Source organism: Arachnia propionica (genome assembly GCF_003859805.1).
Classification (GTDB): Bacteria; Actinomycetota; Actinomycetes; order Propionibacteriales; family Propionibacteriaceae; genus Arachnia; species Arachnia propionica_C.
Map to the genome: position 1 here is coordinate 50,518 of NZ_RQZG01000005.1, position 19,858 is coordinate 70,375.

The following is a 19,858-nucleotide window of genomic DNA, read 5'->3' on the forward strand; positions in this document are numbered from 1 at the left end:
CGGTCCCACCACGGGCATGGAATGATGGCCCCCATGGCATTGACGCAGAAGGTGAAGGCTGAACTCGCAGCTGTTGCCACTCCCCACCCCAACGCCCGGCGAGCCGAGGTCGCCACCATGCTGCGTTTCGGCGGTGGGCTCCACCTGGTGGGAGGACGCATCGTCGTCGAGGCCGAGCTCGACTGTGCGGCCGCGGCACGTCGACTGCGCACCTGGATCCACGAGCTGTACAACCTGGACTCTGACCTGTTGGTCATCAACGCCTCCGGGCTGCGCCGGACCACCCGCTACGCGGTCCGCGTCGTCCGTGACGGCGAGGCCCTGGCCCGCCTGAGCGGGCTGGTGGACCAGCAACGTCGGCCCATCCGCGGACTGCCTGCCGTCGTGGTCGGCGGTTCGCTCGCCGACGCCGTCGCGGTGTGGCGAGGAGCCTTCCTGGCCCGTGGTTCGCTCACCGAGCCGGGACGCTCCATGGCCCTCGAGGTGACCAGCCCCGGTTCGGAGGCCTCCCTGGCGCTCTCCGGTGCGGCGCGACGCCTCGGCATCACGGCGAAGACCCGGGAGACCCGTGGTGTCGAGCGGGTCGTGATCCGTGACGGCGAGATGATCGCCAACCTGCTGACCCGCATGGGGGCGCAGGAGACGCGCCTGCTGTGGGAGGAGCGTCGGATGCGCCGTGAGGTCAAGGCCCAGGCCAATCGGCTCGCCAACTTCGACGACGCCAACCTGCGCCGTTCGGCCCGGGCCGCGGTGGCCGCCAGCGCCCGTGTGGAGCGGGCCCTCGAGATCCTGGGGGAGGATGCCCCCGCGCACCTGGTGGCAGCGGGCAGGCTCCGCGTCGAACACCGCCAGGCCAGTCTGGAGGAGCTGGGCAAACTGCACGACCCGCCCCTGACCAAGGACGCCGTGGCCGGGCGGATCCGACGACTGCTGTCCACCGCGGACAAGGCGGCCGAGCAGCAGGGCATCCCGGGTACCGAGGCGTCGTTGCCCCCGGAGCTCCGCGAGCCCCAGTAGATCCGGGCGAGACCCCCCTACAGCTCCGGTGGGGATACGGCTAGGATGAGGGTGTCAGAGGGTCTGCGGCGCCACGTTCTGGTGTCGTCGATGAACCCAGGTATCTCTCGAAGGGGATCTTCTACATGACCGTCAAGGTTGGAATCAACGGCTTCGGCCGCATCGGCCGCAACTACTTCCGCGCCCTCGTCGCTTCGGGCGCCGACCTCGAGGTGGTGGCCGTCAACGACCTCACCGACAACAAGACCCTGGCCCACCTGCTGAAGTACGACTCCATCCTGGGTCGCTTCCCTGAGGAGATCTCCTACGACGACGATGCGATCATCGTCGGTGGCAAGGAGATCAAGGCCTTCGCCGAGAAGGATCCGGCCAACCTGCCCTGGGGTGAGCTGGGCGTTGACATCGTCATCGAGTCCACCGGCTTCTTCACCGACGCCACCAAGGCCAAGGCGCACCTCGACGCCGGTGCCAAGAAGGTCCTCATCTCCGCCCCGGCGAAGAACGAGGACATCACCATCGTGATGGGCGTCAACGACGACAAGTACGATCCGGCCGCCCACAACATCATCTCCAACGCCTCCTGCACCACCAACTGCCTGGCCCCGATGGCGAAGGTCCTCAACGACGGCATCGGCATCGTCAAGGGCCTGATGACCACCATCCACGCCTACACCCAGGACCAGAACCTGCAGGACGGCCCGCACAAGGACCTGCGTCGCGCCCGTGCCGCTGCCCTGTCGGTGGTTCCCACCACCACCGGTGCCGCCAAGGCGGTCTCCCTCGTGCTGCCCGAGCTCAAGGGCAAGCTCGACGGCTACGCCATGCGCGTCCCCACCCCGACCGGCTCCGCCACGGACCTCACCTTCGAGGCCGTCCGTGAGACCACCGTCGAGGAGATCAACGAGATCGTCAAGAAGGCCGCCGACGGCAAGGTGCTGGTCTACACCGAGGATGACATCGTCTCCAAGGACATCGAGACCGACCCTGCCTCCTGCGTCTTTGATGCGAAGCTGACCAAGGTCATCGGCAACCAGGTCAAGGTCGTCGGCTGGTACGACAACGAGTGGGGTTACTCCAACCGCCTCGTCGACCTGACCGTGCTCGTCGGCTCCAAGCTCTGATCAGTTGTGCCCTGCTGACCCCGTCTACCTCGTCTCGTAGGCGGGGTCAGTTCGTACCCCGACTCGAAAGGAATCATCATGAAGACCGTCTCCGATCTCGGCGATCTCGCCGGGAAGCGGGTCGTCGTCCGCTGCGACTTCAACGTCCCCCTGGACGCGGACAAGAACATCACCGACGACGGCCGGATCCGGGCCGCCCTGCCCACCCTGAACGAACTGCGCGAGGCCGGTGCCCGCGTCGTGATCCTGGCACACCTGGGACGCCCCAAGGGTGAGCCCGACCCGAAGTACTCCCTCGCCCCGGTCGCCGCCAGGCTCGGCGAACTGCTCGGCACCGAGGTGAAGCTCGCCACCGACGTGGTCGGTGACTCGGCCACCGCGGTCGTCGCCTCCCTGGCCGACGGTGAGGTGGCGCTGCTGGAGAATGTCCGCTTCGAGGCGGGCGAGAAGTCCAAGGACGAGGCCGAACGGCAGGAGCTGGCGAAGAAGTACGCGGCGTTCGGGGACCACTTCGTCTCCAACGGTTTCGGCGTGGTGCACCGCAAGGAGGCCAGCGTCTACGACATCGCCAAGCTGCTGCCCTCGGCCGCCGGTTCGCTGGTGCAGGCCGAGATCGACGTGCTGGAGGGTCTCACCGAGGACCCGAAGCGCCCGTTCGTCGTGGTGCTGGGCGGGGCCAAGGTGGCCGACAAGCTCGCGGTCATCGACAACCTGCTGAAGGTGGCCGACACCCTGGTCATCGGTGGTGGCATGCTGTTCACCTTCCTCAAGGCCCAGGGGCTGGGCGTCGGCACCTCCCTGGTGGACGAGGAGTCCATCGAGGCCTGCCGCAACTACCTCAGGGTCGCGGAGGAGACCGGCAAGAAGATCCTGCTGCCGGTGGACATCCGGGTGGCCTCCGAGGTGGACTTCGGGGCCCGCACCGTCGGTGAGGTCGAGGTGGTGGCCGCCGACAAGATGCCCGAGGACAAGATGGGGCTCGACATCGGCCCCGAGTCGGAGAAGCTGTTCGCCGAGGCCATCCGTGGGGCGAGGTCGGTGTTCTGGAACGGCCCGATGGGCGTGTTCGAGATCGCGGGGCTGGAGTCCGGCACCCGGGCCGTCGCCCAGGCCCTCACCGAGGTTGACGGCATGAGTGTGGTCGGTGGCGGCGACTCCGCCTCGGCCGTTCGCGCCCTCGGGTTCGACGAGGACGCCTTCGGGCACATCTCGACCGGCGGCGGGGCGTCGCTGGAACTCATGGAGGGCAAGGTCCTCCCCGGTATCGCCGTTCTGAAGGAGAACTGACATGGCACGCAAGCCGATCATGGCCGGCAACTGGAAGATGAACATGAACCACGTCGAGGCGACGGGGCTCGTGCAGAAGCTGGCCTGGACCCTGGCCGACAAGGAGTACGACGCCTCGGGTGTCGAGTGCGTGGTCATCCCGCCGTTCACGGATCTTCGGACCGTGCAGACCCTCATCGACGGCGACAAGTTCCCGATCGGTCTCGGTGCCCAGAACGTCTCCCAGCACGACTCGGGGGCCTACACCGGTGAGATCTCGGCGGACATGCTCGCCAGGCTCGGCGTGCGTTACGTCGTGGTCGGGCACTCCGAGCGCCGGGAGTACTTCGGTGAGACCGATGAGCTCATCAACGCCAAGGCCGCGAAGATCCTGGAACACCAGATGGTCCCCATCATCTGCTGCGGTGAGGGTCTGGAGGTCCGCAAGGAGGGCCGTCACGTCGAGTACACCCTGGAGCAGGTGAGGGGCTGCCTGGCCGGTCTGAGCGCTGAGCAGGTGGCCTCCCTGGTCATCGCCTACGAGCCGGTGTGGGCCATCGGGACCGGTGAGGTGGCCACCCCGGCGGATGCGCAGGAGGTGTGCGGGGCCATCCGGCAGGAGGTCGCCACGCTGTACGACGAGGCGACCGCTGATGCGGTGCGCATCCAGTACGGCGGTTCCGTGAAGGCGTCCAACGTGGCTGAGATCATGGCCCAGCCGGATGTCGACGGGGCACTCGTCGGTGGTGCCAGCCTGAAGGCGGAGGAGTTCGCAGCGATCGTCCTGTTCGCCTGAGTCCTCCACGACGGTGACCCCCGGCCGGACAGCGGCCGGGGGTCATGTCGTCAGCGGCAGCAGGAACGACGCCGATGTGGTGATCTCGGGCTCCTCGGTTAAACTACTCGGCGTGATTGTCCCCCTCGTCAGCTGGCCGATTGTCACCCTGTCGATCATCCTGATCTTCCTGAGCACTCTGCTGGCCCTGTCCATCCTCCTCCACAAGGGTCGTGGCGGCGGCATGTCTGACCTCTTCGGCGGTGGCATGTCCACCTCCATGGGCGGTGTCTCCACCGCCGAGCGGCGACTCGACCGCATCACCCTGGTGCTCACCCTCGTGTGGGTGCTGACGGTCATCGGACTGTTGGTGCTCTATCGCATGAGTGCCTGAGCAAGGTCCGATCTGATTTCCTGAGGAGTAGTTGTGGCAGGTGGCAACGCCATCCGCGGTAGCCGAGTTGGTGCCGGACCCATGGGGGAGGCGGAGCGGGGTGAGACGGCGCCCAGGCTCACCGTCTCCTACTACTGCGCGAGCGGTCATGAGACACGTCCCGCGTTCGCGGCCGATGCTGTGATCCCGGATTCCTGGGACTGCCCACGTTGTGGGCTCCCGGCCAACACCGATGCACAGAATCCGCCGCCCCCGCCGAAGATCACGCCGTACAAGACCCATCTGGCCTACGTGAAGGAGCGACGCACGGACGCGGAGGCCGCCCAGATCCTGGCCGAGGCCGTCGCCCATCTCAGGGAGCGTCGGGCCTCCGGGGAGATCATCTTCTGAGAAGCTGCGCGGCGAGCCGGGATCGTCGCGAGAATCGTCATGATCATCTCCTGGCACGGTGGTACGACGAAGAATGCACTGGGTGTGCGTTCGAGGAGTCCAGGCGTTGTCAGGGGCCACCAGGGTGACCACGGTGGATTCCGCCTGTTGGCGGACACGTCGACCTCGACGATCGGTCCACCCGTGGTGGGTGACCCATCGCTTGTCGTCACCTGCTGATCCCGGTCGCTGATGACCCCGATCATCTGCTTGACTTTCCCCATGCAGCGTGTGCGTCCTCTCCTCGTCCTCCGGTGGCTGCTCGCCCTGGCCGTCGTGGTCCTGGGGGTCACGGTGCGCCCGCTTGCGGTCTGGGCTGAGCCCACCGTCGCCACCCGGATCGCTGATCAGAGCTTCGCGGGGGTCCATCTGGTGATCGACACCTGGCAGATGAAGGCGACGATCCCGGTGCTGTCGCTGGACCAGGCGGCGATGGATGCGCTGGAGGAGCAGCTGAAGCGGCAGGTCAGCAATGGTTCCCTGCCCGAGACGAGGGAGGCCGTGACCCAGGCCGTCATCGATGCCATCGAGGCCTCGCCGGGGACCTATTTCGTGGCGACCGGGGAGACCCGGAGCACCGAGGCCCAGATCAGTGCGGTGGGCACGGGCTGGACTGTCACCTCGGACGGGTACGTGGTGACCGCTGCGCACGTGGTCGACAAGACCCAGGAGGAGCTGATCCAGGGGGTGGGCAGGAATGCGTTGGAGAAGTTCCTGAAGTCCGACCTCGAGGTGTTCGCCTCCGACGACCAGTGGACCGAGGCTCAGGTGAAGCAGATCGTCAGTGCGCTGCACAAGGTCTATGCCGCGACCATGACGCTCAGCGATGTGAGGCACGAGGTGCGGGTGCGGTTGGAGGAACCAGGTGCCTCCGGCAAGGTGGGCCGGGAGGTCTCGGCCAAGGTCGTGGACAAGGGCGCCGGGTTCCCGGGGCCGGACTGGGCGATCCTGAAGGTCGACGGGGAGACGAATCTGCCGACGATCCCGCTGGGGGATGAGAGCCGGACCGTGACCGGGGCGGAGATGTTCATCGTCGGCTACCCGGGGACTCCGACGTTCTTCCCGGGGGCCACGGTGGACTCGGAGAACACCCCCACCATCACGACGGGATCGGTGACGGCCATCAAGGCGAGTGAGGTCAACGGCCAGGAGGTGCCGATGTTCCAGACCCAGGCCCCGGCCACGGGGGGCAACTCGGGTGGCCCGGCCTTCAACTCCGACGGTGAGGCCATCGGGATTCTGGTTGCGGGGTCGGTTGACCCGACGACGGGTGCGGCCCTCGACGGTCAGGCCTGGGTGATCCAGGGCAGCGTGGTGAAGGAGGCACTTCAGCGCAACAGCATCATTCCTGAGGAGTCGGAGACCACGAAGCTGTACAACGAGGCTCTGGAGGCCTTCTACGTGGATCACTTCGTCACGGCGAAGGAGACGTTTGAGCAGGTGAAGCAGCTGTATCCTGGGCACCCCTACGTGTCGGGGTTCATCGAGAAGTCGCAGCAGGGGATCGACGAGGGCCGTGACAGGACCCCGCCACCACCGGTGGAGGAGCCACACGGGCATGAAGAGCAGGAGGAGCCGGACCTCACGCTGTGGGTGATGGTCGGCATGGGGGTGTGTACTGTGCTGCTCGTGGTCGTGGTGACCGTGGCGATGGTCTCGGCGAGACGTCGCCGCGTACCCGTTCCGAGCCACCCGCAGCAGGGCTGGGGCCCGCCCTACCGGAGGTGAGTGCCCGCCCCGTATCCTTGGGCTCCATGACCGTCAGCATCGAGGAGATCCTCACCCCACAACAGGCCGATGAGACCAGTTGGGTGGCCTTTCATCGGTTGCGGCAACTGGCCTTCGACGAGGAACTGGGACAGGGAGTACGACAGGTCACGCCGGAGAACGCCCTCAAGGCAGAGCGGTCCGACACGATGTTCGCCACCCGACGGTGGCTGGCATGGCTGGACTCCCAGCCGGTCGGGACCGCGGTGCTGGACGTCAACACCGTTGACGACCCGACGGGTGGATTCGTCACGATCTTCGTGGTTCCCGGGCTCCGGCGTCGTGGCATCGGTCGGCAGCTCGCTGAGCGGGTCCGGACGGGCCTGGGGCAGGAGACGACCCGACTCGTCAGCGAGATCAGCACCCCACCGCCCAGCGGTGACGAGATGATCCTGACCTCCCCGAGCGGGGCGGGGGCCGTGCCAAAGGATCACCCGGGGGTTCAGATGGCACTGTCCTTCGGCTTCCGGTTGGGCCAGGTCGGACGGATCGGCCACTACGAGTTCGAAGATCCTGCCGTCCCGCTCGACCAGGCGTTGAGCGAGGCCAGGGCAGCTGCCAGGGGGTACGAGGTGCTGTGCCTCGAAGGGGTGCCCGCCCCCGAACTCCGCGATGACCTCGCCGTGCTCAAGGCACGGATGTCGGTGGACGAGCCGGTGGGGGAGTTGCCACGAGTTCTCACCCAGTGGGATGCCGCACGGGTCGTCGAGTTCTACTCGGGACAGGCCGAGGTGTGCCGGGTCTTCATCGCGCTGGCCGTCGAGAAGGCCACGGGCCGGGCGGTGGCGATCAACGAACTGCTGAGCAGTCGCAGCCTCCCGGCGAACCCGCTCTACCAGTGGGACACCCTGGTGCTGCCGGAGCACCGCGGCCACCGGTTGGGGATGCTGGTCAAGGCCGCGAACCTGCAGGCCGTCCACGCCGCCGTACCCGAGGCGCGACTCGTCACCACCTTCAACGCCGCCGAGAACCAGCCGATGCTGGCCGTCAATGAGGCCCTCGGGTTCCGGACCCACCACCTGGCGGGATCATTCTCGATCACCCGTGAGCAGTCATGATCGTCATCACCGAGTTGTCCCTCCCGGACCACGCCGAGGCCCCCGACTGGGTGGCCTGGACGGAGATGATGGCCCGCAGCTCTGCAGAGGCCGTCGGGACCTCGGGTGCCACCATCACCCCCGCCGAGTTGCTGGTCCAGGCCCGGCACGATGCACGAGGACGCAACCGTCGGGTCAGACGGTGGCTGGCCCGACTCGACGGTGAACCCGTCGGGCTCGCCCGTCTCGTGGTGGATCTCGTCGATGACCCGTCCGGTGGGACGGTGCTGGTCCATGTCGAGTCGGAGCACCGGGACCGAGGACTCGGGACCGAACTGGCCCGGGCACTCCACGACGCCCTTCCGGAGACCACGGATCACCTCGCGGCCGAGGTGATGTCCCCGGTGCCGACCGGGGAGGAGCGCATCGAGGCACCGAGCGGGGGAGCGGTGGCCGCCGACCATCCCGGGGTTCGGCTGGCACTGCGGCACGGCTTTTCCCTGGCCCAGACGGTGTGGTACCAGCGCCTGGACCTCGCCATGTCGACACCGCACCTCGGCCGGGCCGAGCTGAAGGCCCGCGCTCGCTCGGGTGCCGACTACGAGGTGCGCACCCTCGAGGGGGTGCCACCCGAGGAACTGCGCCCCGGGATCGCGGTGCTCAAGGCCAGGATGTCCACGGACGTGCCCCACGGACAGTTGATCCAGCCCGAGTCCCGATGGGACGCGGAACGGGTGGTGCGGCACTACGAGGCGCTGGGCGCCACCAGACGAGTGCTGCTGGCCATCGTGACGCACGTACCCTCAGGTGAGGTCGTGGCACTGAACGAGCTGTCCTCATCCCGCGGACGCCCGGACTCACCAGTGCACCAGCGCGACACCCTGGTGCTGCCAGCACACCGGGGCCGCCGCCTGGGCCTGCTGGTCAAGGCTGCCAACCTGAGGGCGGCTCGGGCAGCCGTTCCTGAAGCCCCGGCCGTGTTGACCTTCAATGCCCACGAGAACCAGCACATGCTGGCGATCAACGACGAACTGGGCTTTGAGTGCCGCGGGGTGCTGGGGCTGTTCCAGGCAGTGCGGAACGCCGATGGTTGAGATCGTCGAGCACCACCTTCCCACCGAGGCCACCGAGCCCACCTGACAGGACTGATCCGTGCAGACGTGCCGGAGAACTTCGGGGACCACGGTCCACAGCACACCCCCTCAGAACTGCTCGACCAGGCCCGGAACTCTCCCGCGGTGAGACCAGACGTTGGCTCGCGGTCGTCGAGGACCGGGCGGTGGGTCACGCACGGTGCGTCACGAAGCACCCGGACGATCCGGACGGTGCTGACGGCCATGTCCGGGTCAGACCCGAACACCGGGGCACCGGCTCGGACCGTGGATCACGGCCACCAACCTGATCCGGCTCCGTCGGGCCGCTCCCGAGTGTCCCGGTGTGGTCACGATGAACGCAGCGACGAATCGTCACATGCAGCTGGTCAACGAGGCCCTCGGGTTCATCGTCACGAAAGCCGTCGGGTTCTTCCGGAGGCCGGGCATGACCGCCGTGGCGACCTCCTGAACCACCGGCCAGGAGGTCAACTGACCACGATCTCGTTGATCTGGACCCACTGGCCGTCCGGATTGGGTGCCGTGGCCCTGATCCGGACGTGGCGGGCGCGGGTGCCTGCCGGGGCGGTGAGATCGACGGTGGCCCGGGTGATCCGGCCGAGTTCCTGCCACTCGGCGCCGTCGGCGGAGACCGCCAGCACGGCGTCGTGGAAGTGATCACCCGCGGCGTCGCCCGTACCGCCCTGGCGCAGCTGGACCCGGCTGATGTCCTTCTCCTCACCGAGGTCGACCACGAACTCCGAGCCCTCCGAAGGGCCGAACCTCGAGACCCAGGCGGTGGCCGGGTCACCGTCGAGTGCGGCCTGGGCCGGATGCTCCTCCCACTGCCCCAGGGTGGTGCCGGCGCGAGGAGCGGTGCTCTGCTCCGGGGCCGGGGCGTCGGCTGTGCTCTCCCAGGCCGCCTCGGCCTCACCGACGAAGGCCCCCAGGGCGTCATCCGCCACGGCTGGGACCACGCCATCGATCGGGGTGGTGGCCCGCCACCGGGCCTCGGACATCCGCTCCAGTGCCGGTTCCACCGAGACCGTGTCCTCCTTCGCCACCGCCTTCTTCACATCGATGGCGTCCAGCCCGGCCTCCGCCCACGCGGCGGCCGCCTCGGCCCAGGGCATCAGGTCCCGGCCGAACCCTGCCGAGGCGCTGTCCTCCAGCACGGCCGGGGCGTCCCGCAGCAGCTCCAGGCGCTCCCTCAACCGGGTCTCCGCGGTGGTGACGCGATCGCCGTTGCCCGACACGGCCTCGTCGAAGGCGACGATGTCGGCCTGGAGTGCGGTCACCGTGGGTTCATCGGAGTAGGCCCAGGAACTCAAGGTGTCCAGCAGGGCTGCGACATTCGGCTGGTCCGGCTGGCCCACCAACTCGTCGACGGCGGCCTGCCGGGCCTCCTCCGGGTCAACGGCCGTGCCGCTCCACGCCAGGCTTCCGTAGGCCGCCAATGCTGGCATCGAGGCGTAGGGCTGGAGCATCGGGTTGACCAGGATCCCGTCCAGGTGCTCATGCAGGGTGGCATCCCGCGCCGGGAGAGGTCCCAGGAACAACCGGTCGAGATCGCCGTCGTTGACCGGGAAGTTGTCCCACAGCAGCAACCTGGAGCCCTTGAAGGAGCGGGCAGCGGCCTGTGCATCCGCGTCGGTGATGTCCGCGTCGACGATCCCGTCCCCGGTCCACACCTGGGTCACCGCATCGTCGAGGGCCTGAGACAGGGCACTGCGGGCCGGGTCGGCGCTGATGCCGTGGTACTTGGTGGGGGTCAGCACCATGTCGGGAAGGCCGTTCGGGGTGAGGTACTCACGCTGCACCCGGTTGACGAAATGGGCCTGGGCCCTGGCCACCTGCTCCTCCTGGCTGCCGCCACCGCCGATGCCACGGTCCTGTGAACACATCCTCGTCGGGTCGATGTCGTCCAGGGCGATGCTGAACGCGGTGAAGCCGATGGTGCGCAGCGCCTCGAACTTCTCGATCGCGCTCTCGAAGTCCTGGTCACTGGAGTAGCAGATGTCCTGGCCGGGGGAGAGGGTGGCGATCAGCTGGATGTGATTCGCCGCGGCCTCCTCGGCGAGGTCCTGCAGTTCCTCCAGCTGGGCCTGCGGGTAGGGTTCCCGCCACTGGTCCCGCAGGTGGGCGTCATCCTTGGGGGCGTACATGTAGGTGTTGAGACGGTGTTTCGCGGACCAGCGCAGGACGTCGATGCGCTCCTGCAGGCTCCACGGGGGACCGTAGAACCCCTCGACGACCCCACGGGTGCGCATCAGCGGCCAGTCCCGCACGGTGGTGCCGGGCACCACACCGTCCACCTCGAGGTCGCGCAACCGTTCAAGGCCGTGTCGCAGCCCCTCGGCGTCGCTGCCGACGACATGGACCGTCGGGGTCTGGGTTTCCGTCCCCGTGGTGAGCACGTAGCCCTCCGGCTGGGTGGGGGGCTGAACTCCGGACGGCAGGGCAGGGCTGTCGGCCCCGACGCCGATCGCCAGCTGCACCGTCGCCTGCGCTGAGGCGCTGCCACCGGCATCGGCCAGCACCCGTTCGGCCAGCTCCACCGCCTCCTCAGGTGCGTTGGTGGTCACCACGGTCACGGGGCCGTTGAGCAGCACCGGGGCGCCGGAGAGCACCTGCTCACGGGGAGCCGGTGCCAACGGCGAGGAAGGGCTGCCAGCGGTCGGGGCCGGTGACTGCAGGACGACGGAGGGTGAGGGCGCGGTGGTCGTCTGCTGCACCGGTGGTGTCCCGGTGCCGGGATGTGATCCAGCCGCCGTCGGGTTGAGGAGGGCCACCCCGCCGGCGACGAGCCCGACGACAAGGACACCGGCAACTGCAACTGACATTCGAGTACGCAACTCAGCTCCTCGGGGACAACGGCGGCATGATCCGCAGACGAACCTAACAGGTCGGGGTGGGGCGCGGGGTTGCTTTCGTGTCGTTCGTTCAGCCTCAGAGCTGGCAGTCGAAGCGCGGCGGCAGGGCGGATGCGGCGGCGTCGTCGAGGAACCAGTAGGTGGCGACGCTGCCCCGGGGGTGGCCCGCCGGGATGCCGGCATCCCCCTCGACGGCACGGGTGATCATCTCCGCCTTCCCCGCGCCGGTGGCCATGAACCACACCTCGTCGGAGCGGCTGAGGGTGGGCAGGGTGAGGGAGATCCGCTCCGAAGGAGGCTTGGGGGAGTCCGTGACCCCGATCACGGAGCGGCTGGTCGGCTCGAAACTCCGGTGGTCGGGGAAGATGGAGGCGACATGACCGTCAGGGCCCATGCCGAGCAGGGTGATGTCGAACCAGACATCCCCGAGTTCGGCCGCGTACTCGGCTGCTGCCTCGTGCGGGTCGGCACGCCCCTCCTTGGCGGCCATCATGTGGATCTTCGCGGTCTGCACCGGGAGGGTACGCGCCAGTCGGCTGATGGCCTGCAGTGAGTTCCGGTCCGGATCGGTGGCGGCGACGAAGCGTTCATCCCCCCACCACAGGTGAAGCCTGGGAAGCTCCAGAGGAGAGGCCACGGCGATCTCCGCGAAACGCTCGTAGACCAGATCGGCGGTGCTGCCCCCGGTCAGGCACAGGTTCACCTCGTCCTTGCTCTCCTGGAGCTCGCACAGTCGACGCAGCAGGCGGGCCGCGATGAGTTCGGCCAGCGTGCCGGGTGTGCTGAGGCGGACGATTCGACTGCGCACTCACGGACCTCCTGGCCGGGTTCTCGGATCGGGTCAGACCGGATGGTGTGACCTTCAGGCCTCAGCACGGCTGAGACATTCCCCTGTTCACGACAATAGCTCCCGTGGGCAGGCTGGGGCCAACCTGAATGTTTTTCAGGAACTGGTGATCTCGACGACGTCCACCCGACGCTTCTCCCGCAGTGGGATGCGGTGTGTCAACAGCCGTCGCGATGGGGTCCCGGGCCGCCTGCCGGGTCAGCGGGCGCATGAACTCCGGATCGGCCCGTACGCCGTGCATGAGGTCGTTGAAGAGGGTCAGCCCCTTCGGCATCACCCCTGAGCCGCAGCGGTGGTCGGCCCGCTCCAGGTCCTCCGCCTCGGTGTGGCGCAGGCCGAAACGCTGCTCTCCTGAGGGGCGCACGATGAGGCAGGAGTTCACGAGCTCCGGTTTCACGGCCCTGAGGATGCTCTGCACTAGGAGGTGGTGCTCACCCCGGTGGAACGCACTGTCGTGCTCGCACAGGCCGTGGCGGCCGCAGGGCACTCGAGCTGGAGCAGCAGGTCGTCCCCGACGTCACTGCCCCGGGCCCCGGGAGGTCGCCATGACACCGGGCGAGTTCCGCGCCGAGGCGATCAGGGGCCGACGATGGCGTATCCTGTGGTGTCCGTGCGTCCTCCCGGGTTTTCAGGGGCGCTCCGTATTAGGCTGGCCTTCCTTGATAGGCTTGACTGATTCCGCAAGACTGGCGTATGCAAAATCGCCGGGAGGGGGAACGTCATGAGTCAAGCAGCGCGCGAGTCGGACAACTCCACTCGCGAACGTGTGATCCGCTCCGTTCTCGAACACGGACCGTCGACCGCCAGGGAGTTGGCGGAGCGTCTCAACCTCACCCCGGCCGCCATCCGCCGTCACCTGACGGCGCTCATCGAGGCGGGCTCCCTCGACTCGCGTGAGCAGCGGGTCTACGGCGGGCGGGGACGGGGTCGCCCCTCGAAGGTCTTCTTCCTCACCGATGCCGGGCGCGCCGACTTCCACCAGGGCTACGACGAACTGGCGATCGTGGCCATCCGGCGCCTCATCGAGGCCGCAGGCCCCCAGGCGATGCACGATCTCGCCGCGGAACACATCGACGAGATCGAGAAGCGGTTCCACGAGTTGCGGGCCGAGGACCCGTCGCTCACCCCGATCGACGCCCTGACCCAGGCGCTCGGCGCGAACTACGCCCCTTCCATCAAACCGGTACGCTCCGGTGATCAGCTGTGTCAGCACCACTGTCCCGTGGCGCACGTCGCAGCCGAGTACCCGCAGTTCTGTGAGGTCGAGACCCAGCTGTTCTCCCGGCTGCTCGGCAGTCATGTCCAGCGGCTCGCCACCATCGCCCACGGCGACGGTGTCTGCACCACACACGTCCCGAACCCCGTGATCCTGAACAACAAGACGAGGAAGTGACCATATGACGACCACCCCCCAGGCCCCAGGACTTGGAGCCACGCAGGACGAGCACCTGGAGGCCCTCAGCGGCTACCAGTACGGCTGGCACGACTCCGATGCCGCCGGTGCCGCAGCGCAGCGTGGTCTGAGTGAGGCCGTGGTCGCGAACATCTCCGAGCTGAAGGACGAGCCACAGTGGATGCGCGATCTGCGCATGAAGGGGCTCAGGCTCTTCGGCAAGAAGCCCATGCCGCAGTGGGGCGCCGAACTGGACGAGATCGACTTCGACAACATCAAGTACTTCGTCCGGTCCACCGAGAAGCAGGCCCAGACCTGGGACGACCTGCCCCAGGACATCAAGAACACCTACGACCGGCTGGGCATCCCGGAGGCGGAGAAGGCACGGCTCGTCGCCGGTGTCGCCGCCCAGTACGAGTCCGAGGTGGTCTACCACAAGATCAACGAGGAGCTGGAGCGCCAGGGCGTGATCTTCCTCGACACCGACACCGCGCTCAAGGAACACCCGGAACTGTTCCAGGAGTACTTCACCACGGTGATCCCGGCCGGGGACAACAAGTTCGCGGCCCTCAACACCGCGGTGTGGTCCGGTGGATCGTTCGTCTACGTGCCGAAGGGCGTCCACGTCACGATCCCGCTGCAGGCCTACTTCCGCATCAACACCGAGAACATGGGCCAGTTCGAGCGGACCCTCATCATCGTCGACGAGGACGCCTACGTCCACTACGTCGAGGGCTGCACCGCCCCGATCTACTCGTCGGACTCGCTGCACTCCGCCGTGGTGGAGATCATCGTGAAGAAGGGGGCCCGCTGCCGCTACACGACCATCCAGAACTGGTCCAACAACGTCTACAACCTCGTCACCAAGCGCGCCGTCTGTGAGGAGGGCGCGACGATGGAATGGATCGACGGCAACATCGGTTCCAAGGTCACCATGAAGTACCCGGCGGTCTATCTCATGGGTGAGCACGCCCGCGGTGAGACCCTCTCCATCGCCTTCGCGGGTGAGGGGCAGCACCAGGATGCCGGTTCCAAGATGGTCCACTGCGCTCCCCACACCTCCTCGTCGATCATCTCCAAGTCGGTCGCGCGTGGCGGTGGGCGTGCCTCCTACCGTGGCCTGGTCAAGGTGGAGGCCGGGGCCCACCACTCCGCATCCTCGGTGAAGTGTGACGCCCTGCTGGTGGACAACGTCTCGCGCTCCGACACCTACCCCTATGTCGACGTGCGCGAGGACGACGTCTCGATGGCCCACGAGGCCACCGTGTCGAAGGTCTCCGACGACCAGCTGTTCTACCTCATGTCCCGTGGCATGGAGGAGGACGAGGCGATGGCGATGATCGTACGCGGTTTCGTCGAACCCATCGCGAAGGAACTCCCCATGGAGTACGCCCTGGAACTCAACCGGCTCATCGAGCTGCAGATGGAAGGTGCGGTCGGCTGAGCCCGACCCCGAACAAGAAGACAAGAGGAACAAGAAGTTGAGCACCACTGCTGCACCGAACGTGGCCGGCGCCGTCGAGACCGTCGCCTCCCACCTGCACCCCACCCCGTCCTGGGAGGTCGCCGATCACCCGAGGCCCACCGGGCTGGAGGAGATCTGGCGGTTCACCCCGCTGAAGCGTCTCGAGGGCCTGCTGGCCGAGGGGGGGACCCTGCCGGGGCTGACCTGGGAAGGAGAGACCCCGGAAGGGGTCGAGTTCACCCTCCTTCCCATCGACGAACTGCCGAAACTGGCGGTCGAGCCCCCTGTGGACCGCGTCGCCGCTCTGGCCGTGGCCCGGAGCGCGGAGCTGGCGCTCATGCGCATCCCGGCCGAGACCGAACTGGAGCAGGCGAACGTCCACGTCGGCACCGGGAACGGAGGCGAGGCCGCCGAGGTCTTCGTGCTGGAGGTCGGGGCCAACGCCCGGGCCACCATCGTGTTCCACTACAAGGGATCCGGCTCCTACGCCGCCAAGTACGACATCCGGATCGGCGACGGGGCCGAGATCAACCTCGTCTTCGTCAACGACTGGGAGGCCGACGCGCGGCACGGTGGCCAGATCAGCCTCGAGGTCGGACGCGACGCCCGGGTGCGCACTGTCCAGGCCTCTCTCGGTGGGGACGTGATCCGGCTCCAGGAGAATGCCCGGTTCGCCGGGCCGGGCGGGGAACTGGAACAGTACGGTCTCTACTTCGTCGACGCCGGGCAGCACGTCCAGCACCGCCTCTTCGTGGACCACAACGCGCCGAGGACCAGGTCCAACGTCGACTACCGTGGGGCGCTGCAGGGTGAGGGTGCCAACTCCGTGTGGATCGGTGACGTGCTGATCCGCAAGGTGGCCGAGGGCATCGAGACCTACGAGTCCAACAAGAACCTCGTGCTCACCGACGGATGCCGCGCCGACTCGGTGCCCAACCTGGAGATCGAGACCGGTGAGATCGAGGGAGCCGGGCACAGCTCCACCACGGGGCGCTTCGACGACCTCCAGCTGTTCTACCTGCGCTCCAGGGGCATCCCCGAGGCCGAGGCGCGTCGCCTGGTGGTCCACGGCTTCTTCAACGACATCATCCGCCGCATCGGTGTGCCGGAGGTGGAGCAGCGCCTGCAGCAGCAGGTGGAACAGGAACTCGAGGCCGCAGCGAAGGCCATGGAGGCCACCTCGTGAGCTTCATCGCCGTCGCGGGGGTCGACGAGCTGGTGGGGCAGACCCCCCTGGCCATCGACGAGCACGAACTGGCCATCGTCCGTCACGAGGGCGAGTACTTCGCCATCCACAACCTGTGCAGCCACGGACACGTGGCGCTCAGCGAGGGTGAGGTGGCCGACGGTGCCATCGAGTGCTACCTCCACGGTTCCCGTTTCGACCTGCGCACCGGCCGGTCCCTGTGCCTGCCCGCCACCGAACCCGTCCCCGTCTACCCGGTCAGGATCGAGGACGAACAGATCCTCGTCGACCTCGACCATCCCATCTCGAACATCCAGGAGTCCTGATACCCATGTCCAAGCTCGTCATCTCCGACCTCCACGTCGACGTCCTCACCGAGGAGGGCCCCAAGCAGATCCTCAAGGGCGTCAACCTCACCGTCAACCCCGGTGAGATCCACGCCATCATGGGGCCGAACGGGTCCGGGAAGTCGACCCTGGCCTACTCCATCGCGGGCCACCCCAAGTACGAGATCACCTCCGGCTCGGTCACCCTCGACGGCGTCGAGCTCACCGAGCTGACCGTCGATGAGCGTGCCCGCGCAGGTCTGTTCCTGGCGATGCAGTACCCGGTCGAGGTGCCGGGGGTCTCGGTGGCGAACTTCCTGCGCTCCGCGAAGACCGCCCTCGACGGTGAGGCCCCGAAGATCCGCACCTGGGTCAAGGACGTCGAGGCCGCACTGGGCGGCATGCAGCTCGACAAGTCCTTCTCCGGCCGCTCCGTCAACGAGGGCTTCTCCGGTGGTGAGAAGAAGCGCCACGAGATCGCCCAGCTGGAACTGCTCAACCCCAAGGCCGCGATCCTCGACGAGACCGACTCCGGCCTCGACATCGACGCGCTGCGGGTCGTCGCGGAGGGTGTGAACCGCTACACCGCGCAGGGGGATCGGGCCCTGATGCTCATCACCCACTACACCCGTATCCTGCGCTACATCGAGCCGACCTTCGTCCACGTCTTCGTCGACGGTCGGATCGTCGAGGCGGGTGGCAAGGAGTTGGCCGAGCGGCTGGAGGCCGAGGGCTACGAGAACTTCATCAAGCTCGCCCGCTGAGCCGATCGGACCGGGGCCAGGTAAGGAGGAGTGGGATGGGCTACGACGTGCACGCGATCCGGGAACAGTTCCCGGTGCTCGGCCGCAGGGTCGGGGAGCATCCGCTGGTGTACTTCGACTCGGCCAACACCTCGCAGAAACCCCGGGCTGTGGTCGAGGCCATCGATGAGCACTACCTGATGCACAACGCCAACGTGGCGCGCGCGATGCATGTGCTGGGTGCCGAGGCCACCGAGGCCTACGAGGGGGCCCGCGCCGGGATCGCCGCGTTCATCGGTGCAGCGGCACCCTCGGAGATCATCTTCACCAAGAACGCCTCGGAGGCCCTCAACCTGGCCGCCAACACCCTCGGCGCGCGGCTGCGGGAGGGCGACGAGGTGGTGATCTCGGTGATGGAGCACCACTCCAACATCGTGCCGTGGCAGCTGGTGTGTGAACGCACCGGGGCGAGGCTCCGGTGGTTCGACGTGACCGACGACGGCAGGCTCGACCTCGATGCCGACCCAGGGCTCATCAACGAGCGCACCAAGGTGGTCTCGGTCACCCACGTCAGCAATGTGCTCGGCACGAGGAACCCGGTGGCCGAGATCGCGGCCCGGGCCCACGCCGTCGGCGCGGTGATGGTGGCAGACGCCTCACAGTCGGTACCGCACGAGCCCGTCGACGTCACCGCGCTCGGGGCGGACATGGTGGCCTTCACCGGTCACAAGATGTGCGGTCCCACCGGGATCGGGGTGCTGTGGGGCAGGGCCGAGCTGCTGGAGGACCTGCCCCCGTTCCTGGGTGGCGGCGAGATGATCGAGGTGGTGCAGATGGAACGCTCCACCTTCGCCGCCCCGCCGTACCGTTTCGAGGCGGGAACCCCGCCCATCGCACAGGCGGTGGGGCTGGGGGCCGCCGTCTGCTGGCTGCAGGACCTCGGCATGGCCGAGATCGCCGCACACGAACACGAGATCACCGGGTACATGCTGGACAAGCTCACCAGCATCGACGGGCTGCAGCTGCTCGGCCCCACCGAGGCGGTGGAGCGGGGCAGTGCCTGCTCGTTCAACCTGGTCGGCATCCACCCGCACGACGTGATGCAGGTCCTGGACTCCCGGGGCATCGCGATCCGGGGCGGGCACCACTGTGCCCGGCCCCTCCACAAGCGGCTGGGGCACCAGAGCTCCACCCGGGCGTCGGCCCACCTGTACACCACGCGCGAGGAGATCGACGCCCTGGCCGATGCGCTGGTGTTCACCCGCGACTACTTCGGAGCGAGATGAACCTCGACGAGCTCTACCAGACCATCATCCTCGACCACTACCGGGAGAAGCACCACAGTGGGTTGCGTGATCCCTACCAGGCCGAGGTGCACCACGTGAACCCGTCCTGCGGGGACGAGCTGACGTTGCGCGTCCACCTGGACGGTGAGACCATCACGGACGTCTCCTACGACGGTGAGGGCTGCTCCATCTCCCAGGCCTCCACCTCCGTCCTCGGTGACCTCGTCATCGGCAAGGACATCGACCACTTCTCCGGGCTCTACGACGACTTCCTGGAGATGATGCACTCGAAGGGGACCATCACCCCTGACGAGGACCGCTTCGCAGACGCCATCGCCTTCGCCGGTGTCTCGAAGTTCCCGGCGCGCGTCAAGTGTGCCCTGCTCGCATGGACGGCGCTCAGGGACGCCGTCGCACAGGCCTCGAAGGAGAACTGATGTACACACCCGAACCCCGCCCCTCCGACCTGGTCAAGGACGAACTGCCCGATGACGACACCCCCAAGGCCCTCCCGACCGAGGAGGAGATCGAGGAGGCGATGAAGGACGTCGTGGACCCGGAGCTGATGGTCAACGTCGTCGATCTGGGCCTGCTCTACGGGGTCACCATCGACGACCAGGGCAATGTCACGCTCGACATGACGCTGACCTCCCCGACCTGTCCGATGACCGACCGCATCGAGTACGACACCCGGTACGTCCTCGACGGTCTGGCCGCCTCGGTGACCATCAACTGGGTGTGGTTGCCGCCGTGGACGTTGGAGATGATCACCGAGGACGGCCGCGAGCAGCTGCGCGCCATCGGCTACAACCTCTGATCCCGCCACGGGTAGACTCGCGGCA

General features: G+C 67.5%; 20 protein-coding genes. 17 read left to right on the top strand and 3 right to left on the bottom strand.

What is annotated here, in order from left to right:
- Positions 1–33 precede the first annotated feature (33 nt).
- The 9 genes from whiA to EII34_RS05705 all read left to right on the top strand — a co-directional run bounded on the left by whiA (position 34) and on the right by EII34_RS05705 (position 8,900).
- Entirely contained in the window at positions 34–1,017 is a 984-nt protein-coding gene (gene whiA / locus EII34_RS05665) for a DNA-binding protein WhiA (RefSeq protein ID WP_124843810.1), read from the top strand.
- Between the two features lie 125 nt (positions 1,018–1,142).
- Positions 1,143–2,138 carry a type I glyceraldehyde-3-phosphate dehydrogenase gene (gap, locus tag EII34_RS05670; RefSeq protein ID WP_124843812.1) on the top strand — a complete coding sequence of 332 codons (996 nt, stop codon included), beginning with the start codon at positions 1,143–1,145 and terminating at the stop codon, positions 2,136–2,138.
- 78 nt (positions 2,139–2,216) lie between these two features.
- The gene (locus EII34_RS05675; RefSeq protein WP_124843814.1) at positions 2,217–3,425 is read left to right on the top strand and encodes a phosphoglycerate kinase; all 1,209 of its coding nucleotides are present in this window, start codon (positions 2,217–2,219) and stop codon (positions 3,423–3,425) included.
- 1 nt (position 3,426) lies between these two features.
- Complete coding sequence (gene tpiA / locus EII34_RS05680; protein ID WP_124843816.1) at positions 3,427–4,200, top strand: triose-phosphate isomerase; 774 nt, start codon at positions 3,427–3,429, stop codon at positions 4,198–4,200.
- 112 nt (positions 4,201–4,312) lie between these two features.
- Positions 4,313–4,573 (top strand): preprotein translocase subunit SecG, encoded by a 261-nt coding sequence (gene secG / locus EII34_RS05685; protein ID WP_260425060.1) that lies wholly within the window; start codon positions 4,313–4,315, stop codon positions 4,571–4,573.
- Positions 4,574–4,606: 33 nt separating this feature from the next.
- Positions 4,607–4,963, top strand: a complete 357-nt coding sequence (locus tag EII34_RS05690) for an RNA polymerase-binding protein RbpA (protein ID WP_124843818.1) — start codon at positions 4,607–4,609, stop codon at positions 4,961–4,963.
- Between the two features lie 261 nt (positions 4,964–5,224).
- Positions 5,225–6,730: a S1 family peptidase gene (locus EII34_RS05695; RefSeq protein WP_185711197.1), complete on the top strand. Its 1,506-nt coding sequence runs from the start codon at positions 5,225–5,227 to the stop codon at positions 6,728–6,730.
- A 26-nt stretch (positions 6,731–6,756) separates the two neighbouring features.
- Positions 6,757–7,827: a GNAT family N-acetyltransferase gene (locus EII34_RS05700; RefSeq protein WP_124843822.1), complete on the top strand. Its 1,071-nt coding sequence runs from the start codon at positions 6,757–6,759 to the stop codon at positions 7,825–7,827.
- Positions 7,824–8,900: a GNAT family N-acetyltransferase gene (locus EII34_RS05705; RefSeq protein WP_124843824.1), complete on the top strand. Its 1,077-nt coding sequence runs from the start codon at positions 7,824–7,826 to the stop codon at positions 8,898–8,900. Before EII34_RS05700 ends, EII34_RS05705 begins: the two co-directional genes overlap by 4 nt.
- Before the next feature lie 485 nt (positions 8,901–9,385).
- Here the strand turns inward: EII34_RS05705 and EII34_RS05710 are convergent, their stop codons facing one another.
- From EII34_RS05710 to EII34_RS05720, 3 genes are all read right to left on the bottom strand, one after another.
- Entirely contained in the window at positions 9,386–11,740 is a 2,355-nt protein-coding gene (locus EII34_RS05710) for a beta-N-acetylglucosaminidase domain-containing protein (RefSeq protein ID WP_185711198.1), read from the bottom strand.
- Positions 11,741–11,846: 106 nt separating this feature from the next.
- Positions 11,847–12,578, bottom strand: a complete 732-nt coding sequence (gene pgl / locus EII34_RS05715; protein ID WP_124843828.1) for a 6-phosphogluconolactonase — start codon at positions 12,576–12,578, stop codon at positions 11,847–11,849.
- A 61-nt stretch (positions 12,579–12,639) separates the two neighbouring features.
- On the bottom strand, positions 12,640–13,014 hold the full coding sequence (locus tag EII34_RS05720; protein WP_124843830.1) for a hypothetical protein: 375 nt from the start codon (positions 13,012–13,014) through the stop codon (positions 12,640–12,642).
- Positions 13,015–13,338: 324 nt separating this feature from the next.
- Here EII34_RS05720 and EII34_RS05725 point away from each other — a divergent pair, with 324 nt between their 5' ends.
- From EII34_RS05725 to EII34_RS05760, 8 genes are read left to right on the top strand one after another with little or no spacing between them, the layout of a single operon-like run.
- Positions 13,339–14,010: a helix-turn-helix transcriptional regulator gene (locus tag EII34_RS05725; RefSeq protein ID WP_124843832.1), complete on the top strand. Its 672-nt coding sequence runs from the start codon at positions 13,339–13,341 to the stop codon at positions 14,008–14,010.
- Between the two features lie 4 nt (positions 14,011–14,014).
- Positions 14,015–15,454, top strand: a complete 1,440-nt coding sequence (gene sufB, locus EII34_RS05730; protein WP_124843834.1) for a Fe-S cluster assembly protein SufB — start codon at positions 14,015–14,017, stop codon at positions 15,452–15,454.
- Positions 15,441–16,661, top strand: a complete 1,221-nt coding sequence (locus EII34_RS05735; protein ID WP_124843836.1) for a SufB/SufD family protein — start codon at positions 15,441–15,443, stop codon at positions 16,659–16,661. Before sufB ends, EII34_RS05735 begins: the two co-directional genes overlap by 14 nt.
- Complete coding sequence (locus EII34_RS05740; RefSeq protein WP_124843838.1) at positions 16,658–16,987, top strand: non-heme iron oxygenase ferredoxin subunit; 330 nt, start codon at positions 16,658–16,660, stop codon at positions 16,985–16,987. Before EII34_RS05735 ends, EII34_RS05740 begins: the two co-directional genes overlap by 4 nt.
- 5 nt (positions 16,988–16,992) lie before the next feature.
- Entirely contained in the window at positions 16,993–17,751 is a 759-nt protein-coding gene (gene sufC / locus EII34_RS05745; protein WP_124843840.1) for a Fe-S cluster assembly ATPase SufC, read from the top strand.
- Positions 17,752–17,786: 35 nt separating this feature from the next.
- Complete coding sequence (locus EII34_RS05750) at positions 17,787–19,016, top strand: cysteine desulfurase (RefSeq protein WP_124843842.1); 1,230 nt, start codon at positions 17,787–17,789, stop codon at positions 19,014–19,016.
- Positions 19,013–19,453, top strand: coding sequence for a Fe-S cluster assembly sulfur transfer protein SufU (sufU, locus tag EII34_RS05755; protein ID WP_124843844.1), 441 nt, complete (start codon positions 19,013–19,015; stop codon positions 19,451–19,453). The genes EII34_RS05750 and sufU overlap by 4 nt, the downstream gene beginning before the upstream one ends.
- Positions 19,453–19,833 carry a metal-sulfur cluster assembly factor gene (locus EII34_RS05760; protein ID WP_124843846.1) on the top strand — a complete coding sequence of 127 codons (381 nt, stop codon included), beginning with the start codon at positions 19,453–19,455 and terminating at the stop codon, positions 19,831–19,833. The genes sufU and EII34_RS05760 overlap by 1 nt, the downstream gene beginning before the upstream one ends.
- The last annotated feature ends 25 nt before the right edge of the window (positions 19,834–19,858 follow it).

Excerpts from the sequence above, each read along its gene's own strand:
- whiA (WP_124843810.1), top strand. The coding sequence starts at position 34 with ATGGCATTGACGCAGAAGGTGAAGGCTGAACTCGCAGCTGTTGCCACT.
- gap (WP_124843812.1), top strand. The coding sequence starts at position 1,143 with ATGACCGTCAAGGTTGGAATCAACGGCTTCGGCCGCATCGGCCGCAAC.
- EII34_RS05675 (WP_124843814.1), top strand. The coding sequence starts at position 2,217 with ATGAAGACCGTCTCCGATCTCGGCGATCTCGCCGGGAAGCGGGTCGTC.
- tpiA (WP_124843816.1), top strand. The coding sequence starts at position 3,427 with ATGGCACGCAAGCCGATCATGGCCGGCAACTGGAAGATGAACATGAAC.
- EII34_RS05695 (WP_185711197.1), top strand. The coding sequence starts at position 5,225 with ATGCAGCGTGTGCGTCCTCTCCTCGTCCTCCGGTGGCTGCTCGCCCTG.
- EII34_RS05700 (WP_124843822.1), top strand. The coding sequence starts at position 6,757 with ATGACCGTCAGCATCGAGGAGATCCTCACCCCACAACAGGCCGATGAG.
- EII34_RS05705 (WP_124843824.1), top strand. The coding sequence starts at position 7,824 with ATGATCGTCATCACCGAGTTGTCCCTCCCGGACCACGCCGAGGCCCCC.
- EII34_RS05710 (WP_185711198.1), bottom strand. The coding sequence starts at position 11,740 with ATGTCAGTTGCAGTTGCCGGTGTCCTTGTCGTCGGGCTCGTCGCCGGC.
- EII34_RS05725 (WP_124843832.1), top strand. The coding sequence starts at position 13,339 with ATGAGTCAAGCAGCGCGCGAGTCGGACAACTCCACTCGCGAACGTGTG.
- sufB (WP_124843834.1), top strand. The coding sequence starts at position 14,015 with ATGACGACCACCCCCCAGGCCCCAGGACTTGGAGCCACGCAGGACGAG.
- sufC (WP_124843840.1), top strand. The coding sequence starts at position 16,993 with ATGTCCAAGCTCGTCATCTCCGACCTCCACGTCGACGTCCTCACCGAG.
- EII34_RS05750 (WP_124843842.1), top strand. The coding sequence starts at position 17,787 with ATGGGCTACGACGTGCACGCGATCCGGGAACAGTTCCCGGTGCTCGGC.
- sufU (WP_124843844.1), top strand. The coding sequence starts at position 19,013 with ATGAACCTCGACGAGCTCTACCAGACCATCATCCTCGACCACTACCGG.
- EII34_RS05760 (WP_124843846.1), top strand. The coding sequence starts at position 19,453 with ATGTACACACCCGAACCCCGCCCCTCCGACCTGGTCAAGGACGAACTG.